This is a genomic window from Micromonospora parva (genome assembly GCF_040649675.1).
GTDB lineage: Bacteria > Actinomycetota > Actinomycetes > Mycobacteriales > Micromonosporaceae > Micromonospora > Micromonospora parva.
In genome coordinates this window covers 190,384-207,411 of the sequence record NZ_JBEZFX010000003.1, presented here as the reverse complement: position 1 = coordinate 207,411, position 17,028 = coordinate 190,384, and the positions used below count along the sequence as shown (strand labels likewise).

At 71.6% G+C, this 17,028-nt stretch carries 15 protein-coding genes; 7 read left to right on the top strand and 8 right to left on the bottom strand.

The window, feature by feature from the left end:
• Positions 1-84 precede the first annotated feature (84 nt).
• Positions 85-1,101, bottom strand: a complete 1,017-nt coding sequence (locus tag AB0C03_RS09435; protein WP_210864927.1) for a GNAT family N-acetyltransferase — start codon at positions 1,099-1,101, stop codon at positions 85-87.
• A 72-nt stretch (positions 1,102-1,173) separates the two neighbouring features.
• Complete coding sequence (locus tag AB0C03_RS09430; RefSeq protein WP_435823367.1) at positions 1,174-2,688, bottom strand: lytic transglycosylase domain-containing protein; 1,515 nt, start codon at positions 2,686-2,688, stop codon at positions 1,174-1,176.
• A gap of 37 nt (positions 2,689-2,725) precedes the next feature.
• Between AB0C03_RS09430 and AB0C03_RS09425 the strand changes: the two genes are divergently transcribed.
• Positions 2,726-2,941: an FmdB family zinc ribbon protein gene (locus AB0C03_RS09425; RefSeq protein WP_030329758.1), complete on the top strand. Its 216-nt coding sequence runs from the start codon at positions 2,726-2,728 to the stop codon at positions 2,939-2,941.
• A gap of 152 nt (positions 2,942-3,093) precedes the next feature.
• Positions 3,094-5,934: an ATP-binding protein gene (locus AB0C03_RS09420; protein WP_357635767.1), complete on the top strand. Its 2,841-nt coding sequence runs from the start codon at positions 3,094-3,096 to the stop codon at positions 5,932-5,934.
• 114 nt (positions 5,935-6,048) lie between these two features.
• Here AB0C03_RS09420 and AB0C03_RS09415 read toward each other — a convergent pair whose 3' ends face one another.
• Together AB0C03_RS09415 and AB0C03_RS09410 are read right to left on the bottom strand one after the other, a co-directional pair.
• On the bottom strand, positions 6,049-6,582 hold the full coding sequence (locus AB0C03_RS09415) for a phospholipase (protein ID WP_210861211.1): 534 nt from the start codon (positions 6,580-6,582) through the stop codon (positions 6,049-6,051).
• A 179-nt stretch (positions 6,583-6,761) separates the two neighbouring features.
• Complete coding sequence (locus AB0C03_RS09410; protein ID WP_357635764.1) at positions 6,762-8,423, bottom strand: glycoside hydrolase family 10-like protein; 1,662 nt, start codon at positions 8,421-8,423, stop codon at positions 6,762-6,764.
• A 202-nt stretch (positions 8,424-8,625) separates the two neighbouring features.
• Here AB0C03_RS09410 and AB0C03_RS09405 point away from each other — a divergent pair, with 202 nt between their 5' ends.
• Positions 8,626-10,128: an amino acid permease gene (locus AB0C03_RS09405; RefSeq protein ID WP_036410999.1), complete on the top strand. Its 1,503-nt coding sequence runs from the start codon at positions 8,626-8,628 to the stop codon at positions 10,126-10,128.
• A gap of 119 nt (positions 10,129-10,247) precedes the next feature.
• On the top strand, positions 10,248-11,273 hold the full coding sequence (locus tag AB0C03_RS09400) for a LacI family DNA-binding transcriptional regulator (RefSeq protein ID WP_030329762.1): 1,026 nt from the start codon (positions 10,248-10,250) through the stop codon (positions 11,271-11,273).
• Here AB0C03_RS09400 and AB0C03_RS09395 read toward each other — a convergent pair.
• The 3 genes from AB0C03_RS09395 to AB0C03_RS09385 form a co-directional block, all read right to left on the bottom strand.
• On the bottom strand, positions 11,253-11,978 hold the full coding sequence (locus AB0C03_RS09395; RefSeq protein WP_030329763.1) for a methyltransferase domain-containing protein: 726 nt from the start codon (positions 11,976-11,978) through the stop codon (positions 11,253-11,255). The genes AB0C03_RS09400 and AB0C03_RS09395 overlap by 21 nt on opposite strands.
• A gap of 402 nt (positions 11,979-12,380) precedes the next feature.
• Positions 12,381-12,689, bottom strand: a complete 309-nt coding sequence (locus AB0C03_RS09390; protein ID WP_357635759.1) for a hypothetical protein — start codon at positions 12,687-12,689, stop codon at positions 12,381-12,383.
• A 38-nt stretch (positions 12,690-12,727) separates the two neighbouring features.
• The gene (locus AB0C03_RS09385) at positions 12,728-14,365 is read right to left on the bottom strand and encodes an ABC-F family ATP-binding cassette domain-containing protein (RefSeq protein ID WP_030329765.1); all 1,638 of its coding nucleotides are present in this window, start codon (positions 14,363-14,365) and stop codon (positions 12,728-12,730) included.
• Between the two features lie 62 nt (positions 14,366-14,427).
• Between AB0C03_RS09385 and AB0C03_RS09380 the strand changes: the two genes are divergently transcribed.
• From AB0C03_RS09380 to AB0C03_RS09370, 3 genes are all read left to right on the top strand, one after another.
• On the top strand, positions 14,428-15,198 hold the full coding sequence (locus AB0C03_RS09380; RefSeq protein WP_030329766.1) for an ROK family protein: 771 nt from the start codon (positions 14,428-14,430) through the stop codon (positions 15,196-15,198).
• Positions 15,199-15,317: 119 nt separating this feature from the next.
• Positions 15,318-15,686 (top strand): tetratricopeptide repeat protein, encoded by a 369-nt coding sequence (locus AB0C03_RS09375; protein ID WP_030329767.1) that lies wholly within the window; start codon positions 15,318-15,320, stop codon positions 15,684-15,686.
• A gap of 118 nt (positions 15,687-15,804) precedes the next feature.
• Positions 15,805-16,059 (top strand): Smr/MutS family protein, encoded by a 255-nt coding sequence (locus AB0C03_RS09370; RefSeq protein WP_030329768.1) that lies wholly within the window; start codon positions 15,805-15,807, stop codon positions 16,057-16,059.
• Positions 16,060-16,356: 297 nt separating this feature from the next.
• Here AB0C03_RS09370 and AB0C03_RS09365 read toward each other — a convergent pair whose 3' ends face one another.
• Positions 16,357-16,983 carry a class I SAM-dependent methyltransferase gene (locus AB0C03_RS09365; RefSeq protein ID WP_030329769.1) on the bottom strand — a complete coding sequence of 209 codons (627 nt, stop codon included), beginning with the start codon at positions 16,981-16,983 and terminating at the stop codon, positions 16,357-16,359.
• Positions 16,984-17,028: the final 45 nt, after the last annotated feature.

Genomic DNA, 17,028 nt, shown 5'->3' with positions numbered 1-17,028 from the left:
CCACGATGGGTGGACGGGGTCAACGCACGTTAAGGTGCGCGACTGTCCACCGTCCATCCCCTAATGGACAGTTTCGTGAATTCCTCACCGTGGCGGATCGAGGCGGTGCACCAGCTCAGCGACGTCGACGCTGTATTCGCACCAGTCCCGGTCCGGCCGGTAGCCCAGCTCCGCGTTGACCTTGAGCATCGCCTCGTTGGCCTGGGCGTTCCAGGTCTGCACCTCGATCAGCTCCGGCTCGGCGGAACGCAGCTCCAACAGCATCCTGGCCTTGATCGCCCGATCGATGCCGTAGCCCCGGTGATCCTGCGCGACGATCGTGTCGTACTGGTCGGCGCGGGTCGGGTGCTGCGCCGGCACCACCACCTCGGTCAGGCCGGCCACCTCGCCGCTCTGCTCGTGCCGTGCGAGCACGATGTACGGCTTCATGCCCCGTCGGTGCAGCGTGTCGAGGCTGTCGCGCAGCCGCTCCGGGTCGTACGAGCTGGGGCGCAACTCGCCGTCGTCGACGTCGCGCACCTCGGCCTTGGCCCGCGCGTACGCCTCGAGCAGGTCGTCCGGCGGCCCGCCCGGGAAGAACTCCACCTGGTAGCCCGCGCTGATGCCGGTGGCCATCTCGGCCAGCTCGGCCCAGTCCACCGCGGTCAGGTCGAGCACGCTGCGGGTCTCCACGTACTCCCGGGTGAAGCCGAGCGACTCGTAGAACCCGACGGCTGGCGTGTCGCCGACCACCTCGACCCCGATCGACTGGAAGCCCTCCTGGTAGACCCGGCGGGCGGCACGCAACACCAGGTCACGGCCGAGGCCGGTGCGCCGCACGGACGGGTGCACCAGCACCTCGAGAACACCGATGTCACCCAGAAGGAGGACGTGCACCTGGCCGAGCACCTCGCCCGTGTCGCCCGCAGCGGTCGGCTCGGCCTGGGCGATCCAGGAGATCCGCCGCTCGCCGGGCATCACCTCGGCGAGGTATTCCCGCAGCGAAGTCTCCCGCCAGGGCGGGTCCTGCGGCAGATCGGCCGCCAGGACCGCGTTCAGCGTGGCCAACAGCGACGCGATCTCGGCGGACGACGCGGTCCTGGGGTCCCACTCGCGCACCATCACCCGTCTAGCTTGCCGCTAACAGAGGCCTGGGGGAAGTGTCCAGTTCTCCAACGTATCGAGACGATCACTTCATGACCGACTGGCCCGTCCGTACCGGTTCGCGGTGTCGTAGACGTCCTGGGCGTAGCGCCGTACATCGTTGTAGGAGAGGATCGCGTTCCACCAGTCGCCCGGGATGCTGAGGTTCCGGCCGCCCTTGCAGAGGTAATTTCCCGCTGCCAGGGCGGCGTCGTCCAGATCGTGCGGATCCTTGCGGCCGTCGTTGTCGGCGTCCGCGCCGATCTCCTGCCAGGTGGTCGGGATGAACTGCATCGGCCCGATGGCGCGGTCGAGGGTGGTGTCCCCGTCGAGGGCCCCACGGTCGGTGTCGATGATCCGCATCCGACCCTCCTTCCCGTCCAGCGGCAGCCCGATGATGTTGGGCAGCGCCTTGCCGTCCTGCCCCAACCGCGCGCCGTTGGCCGAGCCGTGCCCCGATTCGACCTGACCGATCGCGGCCAGCGTGGTCCAGCTCAGCGCACAACTGCGGTTGGTCTGGGCGAGGACCAGTTCGGCGTAGCCGTACGCCTGCATGGCGACCGGGGGGACGCCGACCTTGGCGCCGACCTGCTGCGCCCAGCCGGCCAGGGCGTCCGACGGGCGGCCGCCGGTCACCGTGCCGGGCGGCAGCCCGGTGCCGGGCAACCCGCCGCTGGGCAGTGGGATGGTGGGCAACGGGCCGGTGGGCAGTGGCCCGGTGGGCAACGGGCCGGTGGGCTGGCCGGACGGTGCCGCCGTGGGTGCGACAGCGCCCGGCGCGGCCGAGGCGTCCACAGCCACCGGACGCGGTGCGCGGATCGTGGCCGGTACGAGCAGCGCTCCCGCCGCGGCGGTCGCCGCCACCAGCGCCAGCAGGAAGACGCCGGGCAGGGTCAGCCGACCACTGGGCCGGCCGGCCCAGGCCCGGGTAGCCCGCGCGGCGGCTGCTGCCGCCTGGCGCGGCGGCACACGTACCGCGTGCGCGAACTGCACCCGTCGCCGACGGGCCGGGCCGGACGCCGGCACCGCCGGCAGCTCATCCACAGTGGTCTTCGCCAGATCCATCGCACCGGCGGTGGCTCCGGTCTTCGCGTCGTCGGCCTTGGGCGTCTCGGCCTTCGCGGTCTCGATCTTCGCGTCGTCCGGCTTGACCGTCTCGGTCTTCGCGTTGTCGGCCTTGGGCGTCTCGGCCTTCGCGGCCTCGGCCTTTGCTTCCTCGGCCTTTGCTTCCTCGGCCTTGACCGTTTCGATCTTTGCGTCGTCTGCCTTGACTGTCCCGGTCTTTGCGCCAGCAGGTTGGGGCGTCGCCGCCTTGGCCGCCTCGGTCCTGGGGGCCTCGGTGTTGGCCTCGGGCGCCGTCGGCGAGGCGGGCACAGTGGCCGGTGGCGTGGCCGCCGCGCCCTTCGAACGTCCGCTCAGCCAGGGACGGCGCGGGCGGGGCACCGCGCGCACCGGATCGGGCGCGGCCCCCGAACCTTCGAGTGGCCCCTCCAGCGGCGCGGCCGGTCGTAACGGTTGCACACGCGTGTCGTCCTCGCCGTCCACCACCTGTTGAGTATCACCCATACTCCGCCAACCGCCAGATCCACGTACGCTGGGTGGCATGCCCCGGTACGAGTTCCGCTGCCGCGCCTGCGGCGACACCTTCGAGGTCAACCGTCCGATGGTGGCTGCCGGTGAGCCGGCCAACTGCCCACAGGGACACGCCGACACGGTCAAGCTTCTTTCCGCGGTCGCGGTCACCGGCCGGGGCGGTGCCGCCGGTGGTGCCCAGACCCCCGCCGCCGGTGGCTGCTGCGGCGGTGCCTGCGGCTGCTGATCGGGCCAATTCGCCGCCGCCTGATGGTCCGGCCTTGCCGGGATCGGGTCCGAGTGGCACGTTGAGGCGGCATCTGCCCGGCCGTTCTCACGATGCGTGATCGCTCGAACTCAGGCAGCATGAACCCGACGTCACGGGCGGAGGTTCCTCGCATGTCGCCACGGATCCAGCTCCCGAGCGGTTGGGTGACCTTCGTGTTCACCGATATCGAGGGCTCGACCCGGCTGGCCCAGCTGCTGGGTCCGGACTATCGCCCGGTGCTCGCCGCGCATCGACGGTTGCTGCGCCGCACGCTGGCCAGCACTGGTGGCGCGGAGCTGCTGACCGAGGGCGACTCGTTCTTCCTGGCCTTCGAGGACGCCACCGCGGCGATGACCGCGTGCCTGACCGCCCAGCGCGCGCTGGCCAGCCACGACTGGCCCACCGCCGAAGCCGCGCCGCGGGTGCGGATGGGCCTGCACACCGGCTACGCCGAGCCGCGCGACGGCGAGTACGCCAGCCCCGAGGTGCACCGGGCCGCCCGGGTGGCCGCCGCCGCGCACGGCGGACAGGTGCTCTGCACGGCGTCCACCGCACGTCGGGCCGAGCCGATGCCGCCGGGTGCGACACTGCTCGACCTCGGTCTGCACCGGCTACGCGGCTTCGACGACCGGGAACGACTGTTCCAACTGGTGGCCCCGGGCCTGGAGCGGCAGTTCCCCCGGCCCCGCACCGCCGACGCGGTGGCGCACAACCTGCCCACCCAGGTGACGTCGTTCGTCGGCCGGCAGGCCGAACGCATCGAGCTGGGCCTGCTGGTGCGGCAGCACCGCCTGGTCACCGTGCTGGGCGCGGGTGGCGCGGGCAAGACCCGACTCGCGGTGGAGCTGGCCAGCGGAGTTGTCGAGGCGTACCCGGACGGGGTCTGGTTCGTCGACATCGCCTCGGTGACCGACCCGGGGCTGGTGGCGTTCGCCATCGCCGCGGTGCTGGGCCTGCGTCCCGAGCCCGGCCGGCCGATGCTGGACACCCTCGTCGAGTACGCGGCCAACCGCCGGATGCTTGTCGTACTGGACACCTGCGACACCCAACCGGCCGCCTGCGCGGAGGTGATCGCGCGGTTGCTGTCCGGCGGGAGCGGGGTGCGGGTGCTGGCGACGAGTCGCGAGTCGTTCAGCCTGCCCGGCGAGGTGGTGTGGCGCATTCCGCCGCTCTCGGTCGACCCGCGCGCCGACGGTGCGGAGAGCGACGCGGTGGCGCTGCTGCTGGACCGCACGGCGGCGGCGCGTGGCGGTCGGCAGCCGGACCCGGCCGAGTCCGCCGACCTGCGTCGGGTCGTGCAGCGGCTGGACGGGCTGCCGCTCGCCATCGAGTTGGCCGCCGCCCGGCTGCGGGTGCTCTCCGTCGGCCAGCTCGCCGAGCGGCTGGACGATGTCCTCGGCACCCTGGACGCCGGCCGGGTGGACCCGGACCCGCCGCCGGTGGAGCGGGGCTGGTCCGGCAACCAGCAGGACACCGTGGACCTGGTCGCGGCGGCGGCCGGTGCGTCACCGCCGAGCCCGGCGAGCCGGGCGGTGCAGCGTTCGGCCACCGAACGGCATCTGACCATGCAGGCCACCGTCACCTGGTCGTACCGGACGCTGGGGCCCCGGGCCGCCCGCCTGCTGCGGTGGCTGGCGGTCTTCGCCGGCCCGGTGGATCTGGAGACGGTGGAATGGCTGCTGGGTGACGACCCGCTGGACCCGCTCTCGGTGCTGGTGGACAAGTCGATGGTGTTGGCCGAGCCGCGGGCTGCCGGCAGCACCTACCGGATGCTCGACCCCATCCGGGCGTACGCGGCACGTCGGCTGGTCGAGGCGGGCGAGGAACAGGCCGCCCGGGACCGGCACGTGGCCTGGTCGGCCCACGCGTTGGACCGGGCCCACCTGGGTCAGGACGGCCGGCCGGTGACGCTGTCGTTGTATTCCCTCGACCCGCTGGCGGGGGAGCTGCGCGCCGCGCTGCGCTGGTGCGCCACCGGCGGCAGCGCCCGCGCCGGTCTCGGTCTGGCGGGCGGGCTGGACCAGTGGTGGCTGGAGCGGGGCCTGGCCCGGGAGGGGCGGCTGTGGCTGTTCCGGCTGTACGGGCGGATCGCGGAGACGGGAGAGCGGATCCCGGAGGCGGAGCTGGCGGCGGCGTACCACATGCATTCGTTGCACGCGAGCGCCGATGGCGAGTTCGCCGAGGAGCTGCGCTACTCCCAGCGGGCGGAGGCGGCGGCCCGGCAGGCCGGTGACGCCGGTCTGCTGGCCCGGGTGCTCGCCGGCCGGGCCGCGCCGCTGGTGGACATGGGGCAGTTCGTCGAGGCCGAGCGGGTGTGCCGGGAGGTCATCGACTGGGCGCACGGGCAGGACGTGGTCGGCGAGGCGCTGTTCGCGGTGTTCAGCCTGGCTGAGCTGCTCTGGCGGCGGGGTGCCCTGGAGGAGGCGGCGGAGCTGTTGGGCGCGGTGCGTCCGGTGGAGGCGGCCCGCCCCGTGGAGCGCGGCCGGCGTTCGGTGGACATGCTGCTCGGGATGGTCGCGTTGGCCCGTGGCGATGTGATCGCCGCCCACGAGCACCTGCTGGTGGCGTTGCGTTCGCGGATGGGCCACGGCTACCACGGCCGGGCGTGTGACACCTTGAACGCGGTCGCGGTGCGGTGTGCGATCGGCGGGGAGCGGTTGACCGCCGCCCGACTGTTCGGTGCCGCGCAGGCGACCCGGGCGAGCATGCGGGCCACCCCGGGGATCTTCGGCGGTTACTGGGCGCAACAGCAGGGGGAGTTGCGCGCGGTGCTGGGCGACGCGGCCTTCGACGACGCGTACGGCGAGGGTGCCGAACTGGGGTTGGACGAGGCCGCCGCGCTCGCACTGGACGTGGAACACCCGGACCTCGCGGCGGATTCGACCCGCTTCAGTACGGGCCTGTCCCAGCCGACCCCACGCCGTCCCGCCGACCCCGACCGCCACCCGGCCACCCGCACCGAAGGCGCCTAACCCCCACCCTGGCCCACCCCCTGTCCGTGTTGATCAAGAGGTTTGCGTCAGAAAACGCGCCTCCGGTGACCGAAACCTCTTGATCAACACAGTTCAGGGGGTGGGGTTCAGCGGTTACTGGCGGGCTTTGGCTTCGGCGTCGGCCTTCATTCGGGCGGCGCGGTCGATGTCGGCCTGCTGGACGGCTGCCACCGAACCGAAGATGCTGACCGCCTGGTAGTAGGTCCAGGCCAGGCTGTAGCAGGCCGGCCGGACGACCGAGTTGTACGTGGCGCAGACCCGCTTCAGGTCCTCGTAGAAGGCGCTGTCGAGGCGGGACTTGTTGGCGGGGAACTGGCCGACCGCCTTGTAGTTGCGGTAGCCGAAGTCGTGCCGGTAGCAGCCCAGGTTGAAGGTGAACCCGAGCGGGTTGTCGGGGCTGGACGAGCAGTAGTCGGTGGACCAGTTGAAGTTGTACTCGGCCCAGGGGGCCCGGTTGACCCGGGCGCTGTTCCACGAGTTGTAGCTGGACGCGCTGGTCTGGGTCCAGCTCGACAGCACGGAGAGCTTCTGGGCGGGGGTGACGGCGGCGGCGGGGGAGGCGATGGTGAGGGTGGCGAGCAGCGCTAACGCGCCCGAGGCGAGCAGGGTGGCGAGACGTCGGGGCACGGGTTACCTCCGCGGGGGGTGAGCGGTGGGACCGAAGTTACCGGCGGGTTACCGGATGTCGATGAGTGTCGATCAGCTGATCAACTATGCGGTATGTGCCTCGCCAACTATTGGTGACATGCGTTGAAACAGACGAATGCCCCGGACGCGCGTGGCGTCCGGGGCATTCAGGAACTGAGTCAGCGCAGCACGAAGGCCGGCGGGCTCGCGGGGCTCTCGTTGGCGGACCGGTCCAGGGCGGTCAGCTGGTAGGTGTAGCGCCGGCCGGGCTCGGCCGAGGTGTCCACCCAGGACTGGCTGGCACCGGCCGTGGCGCGGACGGTGCCGACCAGGTTCGCCGCGTCGGCAGTGGCGCACCGGACGGGCAGCGTGGTGCCGTCGAACCGGTAGATCGCGTACGAGGTGGCGGTGCCGAGCGGGCCGACGCCGTCGGCGGGCTGCCGCCAGGTGAGCCGGACCCCGTCGGCCTGCCGGGTCGTCTTGGTGACCACCGGGAAGAGCAGCGGGCGGGCCGGCAGGTGGGGCATGGCCGGCACCAGCGCCGGGCGGGAGTAGTGCTCAGCCGCGTAGATGTCGGTGGCGCCGAGCCGGTTGGCCCGTACCTGCACGGCGGAGAAGTGCACGTTGCCCTGCACCTCCGGGTACGACCGGTTGAGCGTCAGGTGGTCGGACAGTTCGCGTGGGTTCTGCCAGAACGACCCGTACGCCGGGTCGCCGCTCTTGTAGTCGGCCTGGCCGATGTAGAGCTGCACCCGGGTGCCACGCACCGTCTCGGCCCACCACGGCACCAGGCGCGCGTAGTCCGCCGCCGGGTACTGGCCGATGTACCAGTAGAGCTGCGGCACCACGTAGTCGATCCACTCCTGCTTGATCCACTTACGGGTGTCGGCGGAGATGATGTCGTACGACTGGCTGCCGGTGGTGTCCGAGCCGAGCGGGTCGGCGGTCTTGTTGCGCCAGATGCCGAACGGGCTGACCCCGAACTTCACCCACGGCTTCGCCGCCTTGATCTTGCCGTTCATCTCCTGGATCAACAGGTTGATGTTGTCCCGCCGCCAGTCGGCCCGGTCGGTGAAGCCCCGGTTGTGGGCCGCGAAGGTCGCGTCGTCCGGCACCTGGTAGGTGCCGCTCGGGTAGGGGTAGAAGTAGTCGTCGAAGTGGACGCCGTCGATGTCGTACCGCTTGACCGCGTCCATCATGGCGGTCTGGACGAACTCGCGGACCTCGGGGATTCCCGGGTTGTAGTAGAGCCGGCTGCCGGCCACTCCGGCCGGTGGGTAGGCGAACGTCCACTCGGGGTGCTGCTGGGCCGGGTGGCCGGGGGCGAGTTGGGCCAGGTCGGCGCCGGCGCCGCCGGGGGCCGGCATGGAGACGCGGTACGGGTTGAACCAGGCGTGGAACTCCAGGTTCCGTTTGTGCGACTCGTCGACCAGGAAGGCCAGCGGGTCCCAGCCGGGGTCCTGGCCGCGTACCCCGGTCAGGTATTCCGACCACGGCTCGTACGGCGAGGGCCAGAGCGCGTCGGCGGTGGGCCGGACCTGCACCACGACGGCGTTGTGGTTCAGGCGCCCGGCCAGGTCGAGCAGTTCGCGGTACTCGGCCTGCTGGGCGGCGATCCGGTCCGGCGCGGTCTGGGACGCCTTGCTGGGCCAGTCGATGTTGACCACCGACGAGATCCACATGGCCCGGAACTGTCGCTTGGGGGTGGCCGGGTCGGTGGCGCAGGCAGCGGTGGTGGTGGTGTCGGCCGCGCTGGGCGCGGCGCTCGCGGGGGTGACGCTGACAAATGTGCCGAGCAGGGCTGCGACCAGCCCGGCGGCTCCGAGTTGGGTGGCTTTCATGCGGTGTGTCCCTTCGGTGGGGCTCCCGGATGTTTCGCGCGGCGCGCGGCAACATTCGCCGTCGGTGTCCGCGTTCCTGGTAGGAAATTTTCACAGTCTGGCCATCGCCGCAAGAGTTCGGGGTTGACCAATCGCGCCGCTGGGTAGCAACGGCGGTCACCGGCCGCCACGGAGGTGGTCGCACGGTGGGAGGGGTGACCGGGTGTCCGTGCTGCGCACAAAACCAATCAAGGACGTGATAGCCCAGGGTGAGGCGGACGGCAGCGACGGCCAACTGGGGCTGAAGCGGCGCCTCGGCGCGATCGACCTCACCGGCTTCGGCATCGGCATCGTGATCGGCACCGGCATCTTCACGCTCACCGGGATCGAAGCCCGGGACAGCGCCGGGCCGGGCGTGGTGATCTCCTTCGCCATCGCCGGCGTGGTGGCCCTGCTCGCCGCCCTCTGCTACGCCGAACTGGCCTCCAGCGTGCCGACCGCCGGCAGCGCCTACACCTACGCGTACGCCACGATGGGCGAGATCGTCGCCTGGATCATCGGCTGGGACCTGCTGCTGGAGTTCGCGCTCGGCGCCGCGGTGGTGGCCCGGGGCTGGTCCGGCTACCTCGCCGAACTGCTCGACCTGCCGACCCGGTGGTTCGGCGAGGAGGGCAGCACCGTCAACGTTGGCGCCATCGCCATCGTGCTGATCCTCGGCATCGTGGCGATCGTCGGCATCCGCGAATCCGCCCGGATCACCAACCTGCTGGTGCTGGTCAAGGTGGCCATCTGTGTCTTCGTGGTGGTCGCCGGGCTGTTCTTCGTCAAGGCCGCCAACCTCACCCCGTTCATCCCGTCGGCCGAGCCCGCCGGAAGCGGCGACGACGGCATCAAGCAACCGGTCACCCAGGCGCTGTTCGGGCTGGAGCCGTCGGTCTTTGGTTTCGTCGGGGTGCTCAGCGCCGCCGCCGTGGTCTTCTTCGCGTACACCGGGTTCGAGGCCGTGGCCAACCTCGGCGAGGAGACGCGCAAGCCCAAGCGGGATCTCACCCTGGGCCTGCTCGGCACGCTGCTGATCTCCACGGTGCTCTACGTCGGCGTGTCGCTCGTGGTGGTCGGGATGGTGCCGTACACCGAGATCGACAGGGGCGCCCCGATCGCGTCCGCCTTCGAGTCGGTCGGCGCGGGCTGGGCGGCAGTACTGGTCTCCATCGCCGCCGTCGCGGGCCTGACCAGCGTCATCCTGGTCGACCTGGTAGCCATGGGCCGGATCGGCTTCGCCATCGCCCGGGACGGGCTGATCCCACCCTCGATCGCGAAGGTGCACCCGCGTTGGGGCACCCCGTACCGGATCTCGGCGATCATGACGGTGGCGGTCGCGCTGCTGGCCGGCTTCCTGCCGCTGTCCGCGCTGGCCGACCTGGTCAGCATCGGCGCGCTCTGCGCCTTCGTGCTGGTGTCGGTGGCGGTGCCGATCCTGCGCCGCAGGCGGCCGGACCTGGAGCGGCCGTTCCGGGTGCCGTTCTCGCCGGTACTGCCGATCGTCTCGGCGCTGGCCTGCTTCTACCTGATGCTCAACCTGTCGGTGGAGACCTGGCTGCGGTTCCTGGCCTGGATGCTGCTCGGCGCGTTGATCTACTTCGGTTACGGCTACCGCCGCAACCGGTTGGCCCGACACGAGCCCGCAGTCGCCCCGGGTCCCCGTGAGCCGACCGCCGACAGCTGATCCGACGGAACGAGGAAGGGTCCCTTGCCGCTGCGAGGGGCCCTTTCCCTGTCGCTGGTACCCCTGGCGGCGGTGGCGCTGACGGTATGGTGCGCCCGTCACCTCGGGGAGGTTGCGGCGTGCGACACAGACTCAAGGACGTGGCCGAGCGAGCCGGCGTCTCCGTGAAGACCGTCTCCAACGTGGTGAACGGCCACGTCCATGTCCGACCGGACACCCGGGCACGGGTCGAGGAGGCGATCAGCGAACTCAACTACCGGCCCAACCTCTCCGCCCGGCACCTCCGCAAGGGGCGTACCGGCGTGATCGCGCTGGCCGTTCCGGAGCTGGACATCCCGTACTTCGCCGAGCTGGCCCGCTACGTGGTCACCGCCGCCGCCGAGCACGGCTGGACGGTGCTGATCGACCAGACCGGCGGTCGGCGGGAGCAGGAACGGGTGCTCGCCTCAGGCATCACCGGCCACCTGATCGACGGGCTCATCATCAGCCCGCTGGGGCTCACCGCGGCGGACCTGGCCGGCCTGGACGGCACCCCGATGGTGCTGCTCGGCGAGCGGATCGCAGACGGCCCGGCGGATCGTGTGGTGATCGACAACGTGGCGGCAGCCCGGGAGGTCACCGACCACCTGATCCGGTTGGGGCGTCGCCGGATCGCCGCCGTCGGCGCGCAGCGCACCGACGAGGGCGCCAGCGCCCGGCTGCGCCTGGCCGGTTACCGGGACGCGCTGCGCGCCGCCGGGCTCGACGACGACCAGGCCCTGGTGGCGTCCGCGCCGGCCTGGCACCGCGCGGACGGCGCGGCCGCGATGCGCGGCCTGCTCACCTCCGGAGTACGCCCCGACGCCGTCTTCTGTTTCAACGACACGCTGGCCCTCGGTGTCCTGCGCGCGCTGCACGAGGCCGGCCTGCGGGTGCCCGAGGACGTGGCGGTGGCCGGCTTCGACGACATCGAGGACGGCAGGTTCGCCATCCCGGCCCTGAGCACCGTCGCCCCGGACAAGGAGCAGATCGCCCGCCTGGCCGTCCAACTCCTCGCCGACCGCCTGACCGGCAACCCCACCCTCCCCACCCGGCAACTAACCGCCCCGTACCGCCTCCACCTCCGCGAATCCACCCGGACCGGGTCAGTCGAAGAAGCGGGCTAGGTGGGATTGGGGTGCCGGGTCGGCGTCCGGGGGGAGGGGGGTCAGGTCGGCGAAGATCGAGGCGCCGTCGCAGCCGGCGTGCAGCGGGTACCAGCGCGGGGTGCCCGGGGGCCGGAGCTGACAGATCCCCTTGAACGTCTGCACGTCCATCAGCCGCACGTGGGTCGGGTCGGCCACCGCGTTCACATGCCCCCACCAGGGGCTCATCACGTGCAGCACGCCGCCGGGGCGGAGCACCCGGTGACACTCGTCGACCAGCGGCAGGAAGTCGATCAGGTGCTCCAGGATGTGCACAGCGAAGAGGACGTCCACCGAGTTGTCGGCGAGCGGTAGTGAGCCGGACAGGTCCGCGACGGCGTCCACGCCGGGCGCCGGGTAGATGTCCAGCCCCAGGTTGCTCGACCACTGCTTGGTCGGCCCGCAACCGAGGTCCACGACCACCGGCGCCCGCCCGCCGATGCCGACCCGGCACCAGACGCCGTAGACCCCGGCGAGCCGCCCCACCAGGTCGCGCACCAGCCGCAGTTGGGCGGGCTCGGCCACCTCGCCGCTCAGATGGGCCACCCCCCGGTCGAAGCGCACCTCGACCGTCAGGTCCCGCAACCGCTCATCATGGCGGACCTGGTCCGCCCATGCCTGGGCGAGGAATTCGTCGATCGCCCGCAGCCGGTCGGCCGAGGGTGGAGTCTGCGCCAAAGCGACCATTCGGGTCACCTCCCGCCGCGCGATACCCGCAATCGCGCCCGTTATGCCCCGCTCGTCCACATCGCTGCTCGCTCGGGCGAGGCCACTCACGCGCGTGTCGCGGGATGCGGGCCGGGGCCGCATCACCTCGCCGCTCACTGGGCGAGGCTGCCCACACGCGTGTCGCGAGATGCGAGCCGGGGCCGCAATCATCGTGATGCCACACCGGCATCACGATGTCTCCTTGGCATCATGCTCAACGCCGGCATCGGCTTCGCGCCGGCATCGGCTTCGCGCCGGCATCGGCTTCGCGCCGGCATCGGCTTCGCGCCGGCATCGGCTTCGCGCCGGCATCGGGCTTCGCGCCGGCATCGGGCTTCGCGCCGGCATCGGGCTTCGCGCCGGCACGGGCCGGGCCGCGTGTCAGCCGGAGATGGTGCGGCGTCCGCCGCGCATCCGCTGGCGAGGTGGCGGGTCGGCGGGCTTTGGCCGCTTGAGGTGATAGCGGTGCAGTTCGTGGTTGCCGGGCAGGGACGGGTCCTCGCTCATCGCGACCAACTCCCAGCCCTGGTCGCCGGCCCGGTTCAGGTGGGCCAGCGAGGTGTCGCCGTAGGGCGTCACGTCGACCATCGAGCCGTCCGGGCCGTACCAGACGAAGACGACCTCCCAGCCGAGTTCGTTGGTCGCGGCCTGGCGGCGGCGGACCAGCAGGGCGTACTCCCACTTGAGCATGGCGTCATTCTCGCCCCGCGCCGGCCCGCCGGCACGGATCAATCCTCGGCGATCCGCCCGCCGTCGACCCGCAGTCGCCGGTTGGTCTCGATGGCGGCCAGCATCCGCCGGTCGTGGGTGACCAGCAGCAGCGTTCCGGGATAGCTGGCCAGCGCCGATTCGAGCTGCTCGATGGCGGGCAGGTCCAGGTGGTTGGTGGGCTCGTCCAGCACCAGCAGGTTGACCCCACGGCCCTGCAGCAGGGCCAGCGCCGCCCGGGTCCGCTCACCGGGCGAGAGGGTAGCCGCGGGTCGGGGCACGTGCGCCGCGCGCAGCCCGAACTTCGCCAGCAGGGTCCGCGCGTCGGCCGGCGACAGATGGGGTACGGCCGCGTGGAACGCGTCGATCAGTGGCGCGTCGCCGAGGAACAACCCACGGGCCTGGTCCACCTCGCCCACCACCACGCCGGGCCCGAGCGAGGCGGTGCCCTCGTCCAGTGGCAGCCGTCCGAGCAGCGCGGCCAGCAGGGTAGACTTGCCCGAGCCGTTGGCCCCGGTCACCGCGACCCGGTCCGCCCAGTCGATCTGGAGGTCCACCGGGCCGAGGGTGAAGCCACCCCGGCGTACCACCGCTGCGCGCAGCGTGGCCACGACGGCGCCGGCGCGGGGCGCGGCGGCGATCTCCATCCGCAGCTCCCACTCCTTGCGGGGCTCCTCGACCACGTCGAGCCGTTCGATCAGCCGTTCGGTCTGCTTGGCCTTGGCGGCCTGCTTCTCGCTCGACTCGCTGCGGAACTTACGGCCGATCTTGTCGTTGTCGGTGGCCTTGCGGCGGGCGTTCTTCACGCCCTTCTCCATCCAGCCACGCTGGGTGCGGGCCCGAGCCTCCAGGCCGGCCTTCGTGTCGGCGTACTCCTCGAAGTCCGCGCGGGCGTGCCGACGGGCCACCTCGCGCTCCTCCAGGTAGGCCGCGTAACCACCGCCGTAGTGATTGACCTGCTGCTGCGGCAGGTCCAGCTCCAGTACCCGGGTCACCGTGCGGGTGAGGAACTCCCGGTCGTGGCTGACCAGCACCGTGCCGGCCCGCAGCCCGGTGACGAACTCCTCCAGCCGTTCCAACCCGGCCAGGTCCAGGTCGTTCGTCGGCTCGTCGAGCAGGAACACGTCGTACCGGCTGAGCAGTAGCGACGCCAGCCCGGCGCGAGCCGCCTGGCCGCCGGAGAGCCCGGTCATCGGGTGGTCCAGGTCGACGGCGAGCCCCAGGTCGGCGCTCACCTGCTCGGCGCGTTCGTCCAGGTCCGCGCCGCCCAGGGCGAGCCAGCGCTCCAACGCGTCGCCGTACGCGTCGTCCGCGCCCGCCGCCCCGGCGGTCAGCGCCTCGGTCGCCGCGTCCAGTGCCGCCTGCGCGCCGGTCACCCCGGTCCGGCGGGCCAGGAAGTCGCGGACCGTCTCGCCCGGCCGCCGCTCCGGCTCCTGTGGCAGGTGTCCGACGCTCGCGGTGGGTGGGCTGAGCCGCACGCTGCCGGCCTCGACCGGCAACAACCCGGCGAGGGTACGCAGCAGCGTCGACTTGCCGGCCCCGTTCGGCCCGACCAGCCCCACCACGTCGCCGGGGGCGACCACCAGGTCCAATCCGGCGAAGAGTTGGCGGTCGCCGTGCCCGGCGGCCAGGTCCTTGACGATCATCGTGGCGCTCATCAGGACGGCAGCCTATCCGGCCGCCCGCATGCCAACCGCCGGCAGCGGGCAGACTCAACGACGTGGTGACCACACTGGCGATCGACTGCGGCGGCGGGGGCATCAAGGCGTCCGTGCTCGACGAGGCGGGAACGATGCGGGCCCGGCCGTTGCGGGTGCCCACCCCGTACCCTCTGCCGCCCGCGTTGTTTGTCCGGACCCTGCTGGATCTGGGCGGGCGCCTGCCGACGGCGGACCGGCTCACGGTCGGCGTACCCGGGATGATCCGGCACGGCGTGGTGGTGAGCACCCCGCACTACGTCACCCGCAACGGCCCCCGCACCCGGATCGACCCGGACCTGCTCGCCGAGTGGTCCGGCTGGGACGCGCGGGGGGCGCTTGCCGACGCGTTCGGGGTGCCGGCGCTGGTGCTCAACGACGCCGAGGTGCACGGCGCCGGGGTGGTCGCCGGCACCGGTTGCGAGCTGGTGCTGACCCTGGGAACGGGGCTGGGCAGCGCGCTCTTCGACGGTGGGGTGCTCGCACCGCACCTGGAGCTGTCGCACGCGCCGGTGCGCTGGGGCACCACCTACGACACGTACGTCGGCGAGCCGGAACGTCGACGGCTCGGCGACGCCTTCTGGTCCCGGCGGATCCGGCAGGTGGTGGACGGGCTCCGCCCGGTGTTCCGCTGGGACCGGCTCTACCTGGGCGGGGGCAACTCCCGACTGATCCGGCCCGAGCAGCTGGCCCGGATGGGCGACGACGTGGTGGTGGTGCCGAACACCGCCGGGATCGTCGGCGGCGTCCGCGCCTGGGAGCTCTCCGCCGGACGCCGGGACGCCCGCACCTGACCCTTCGGCGGCACTGGGCGGCCGGAACTGGCCCGATCTCGACCCCGGGAACAGTCGCCAAACTTCCAGTGTTGTGCCAGCGTCGGAACAGGTGACGGTGCGACCCGAGGAGGTGGCAGATGGATCTTCTGGCGGACTACCGGCGGGCGACCATGTTCTTCGAAACCGGTGACCCCAGCGGGGCAGCCCGACTGCTGGAGCCGATCATCGACGCCGAACCCGGCAACGCGGCGGTTCGGCAGTTGCTGGCCCGGGCGTACTTCCAGTCGGCCCAGCTCACTCGGGCCGAGGAGCACCTGCGCGAGCTGATCGAGCGGGACCCCAGCGACCACTACGCACACCACGTGCTCGGTCGGACGCTGGAACGGCTCAACCGGCACAACGACGCGCTGCGGCACCTGCGCATCGCCGCCGCGATGTACGCGGCCAACGACGACTACCGGACCGCGCTGGAGCGGGTGGAGACCCGCCTGGGCGGCAGGCGCTGAGCCTGACCCGGTGACGAGTGCGGGGGCGGTCCCACGGGGCCGCCCCTTCGTCGTCGGACGACCCGGCGGACGTGCCTAGGATGGCGGACATGGGACCTGACCGGCCGGGGGCTGCGGCATGAAGCTCAAGCTGGACCTGCACGAGATCTTCAACAAGGGCCACGACATCGACCGCGCCCTGCGCGGGATCATGGACGAGGCGGTGGCGAAGAAGGCCACCCTCGTCGAGATCATCCCGGGTAAGGGGTCCGGCCAGCTCAAGAAGCGGGTGCTGCGGTTCCTCGACCAGAAGGACGTCAAGCAGCTCTACCACCGGGTGGAGAAGGACTCGAAGAACTTCGGCCGCCTCTTCGTCCACTTCCGCTGGAAGTAAGACCACGGCCAACGGAAGCACTGCGGACAGGCTGCCCAGCCCGGCCGACGAGCTGGCACTACACACGTCAGGCCCCGACCTCAGCGACCATCGTGTCCGCGTCCTCGAACGACTCGACCGTGCGGAATCCTTCAGCGGCGGTCAGGTATCGGAACCAGGCTGCGCCGACTGACCGCTCAGCTTGGCCGACCGCAACCAGGCCAAAGTCGGTTGGCCGCATCCACCCGATCAGCCGAGGTTGCTGCGCGGACGCCGAGGTCAGTCACCGCCGAAGCCTCGCACACGACTCGGACCAGGTCAGCCCTGTGGGCGCTGCGCCCAGAAGAGGCTGTGCCCGCTGCTGCCCTCCGGGACGAAATCCTCGGCGCTGATCGTCAGCCCCGCCTGCTGCAGCCAGGCGCGGTAACTGGAGGCGTCGGCGTGGCTCCACCACATGGTGGCGGGGCCATCGAGCCAGTTGTCCTCGGTGCCTGTCCAGGCGGTGTTGCCGACGGTGGTGAGCAGCCAGCCGCCGGGGCGTAACCAGGTGGCGATGCTCTTGATGAGCTGCGGCTGGTCGGCCAGGGGCATATGGATGAGGGCGTAGAGGCAAACCACGGCATCGAAGGAGGCCGGCGGCAGGTCGAGCCGGGTGGCGTCCGAGTGGAGAAAGGTGCCGTTTGGCACCAGGCGGCGTGCCCGCTCGATCTGCACGTCGCTGACGTCAACGCCGGTCACGCGGTGTCCCGCGTTGGCGAGGAAGCGGGCGACCGGCACCCCGCAGCCGCACCCGAGGTCGAGGACCCCTGCTGAGGCAGGTAGGCGCTGGTGTAAGTCGGCCAGCCAGGGACCGTACTGGCCGTCGTCGGCGTCGTCCGATCGATAGTGGTAGGAGAGCGTGTCGTACCCCCGTCGTACCAATTCACGCTCGTCGTTCCTGCTCATTCCGGGAACCCTACGAGGCTCGGTGTCGCCTGCCAGCGGTAGAGG

Coding starts and splice junctions, on each gene's coding strand:
- AB0C03_RS09370 (WP_030329768.1), top strand. CDS start 15,805: ATGAAGCTCAAGCTGGACCTGCACGAGATCTTCAACAAGGGCCACGAC.
- AB0C03_RS09420 (WP_357635767.1), top strand. CDS start 3,094: ATGTCGCCACGGATCCAGCTCCCGAGCGGTTGGGTGACCTTCGTGTTC.
- AB0C03_RS09385 (WP_030329765.1), bottom strand. CDS start 14,365: ATGAGCGCCACGATGATCGTCAAGGACCTGGCCGCCGGGCACGGCGAC.
- AB0C03_RS09390 (WP_357635759.1), bottom strand. CDS start 12,689: ATGCTCAAGTGGGAGTACGCCCTGCTGGTCCGCCGCCGCCAGGCCGCG.
- AB0C03_RS09425 (WP_030329758.1), top strand. CDS start 2,726: ATGCCCCGGTACGAGTTCCGCTGCCGCGCCTGCGGCGACACCTTCGAG.
- AB0C03_RS09375 (WP_030329767.1), top strand. CDS start 15,318: ATGGATCTTCTGGCGGACTACCGGCGGGCGACCATGTTCTTCGAAACC.
- AB0C03_RS09435 (WP_210864927.1), bottom strand. CDS start 1,101: ATGGTGCGCGAGTGGGACCCCAGGACCGCGTCGTCCGCCGAGATCGCG.
- AB0C03_RS09395 (WP_030329763.1), bottom strand. CDS start 11,978: ATGGTCGCTTTGGCGCAGACTCCACCCTCGGCCGACCGGCTGCGGGCG.
- AB0C03_RS09365 (WP_030329769.1), bottom strand. CDS start 16,983: ATGAGCAGGAACGACGAGCGTGAATTGGTACGACGGGGGTACGACACG.
- AB0C03_RS09430 (WP_435823367.1), bottom strand. CDS start 2,688: ATGGGTGATACTCAACAGGTGGTGGACGGCGAGGACGACACGCGTGTG.
- AB0C03_RS09410 (WP_357635764.1), bottom strand. CDS start 8,423: ATGAAAGCCACCCAACTCGGAGCCGCCGGGCTGGTCGCAGCCCTGCTC.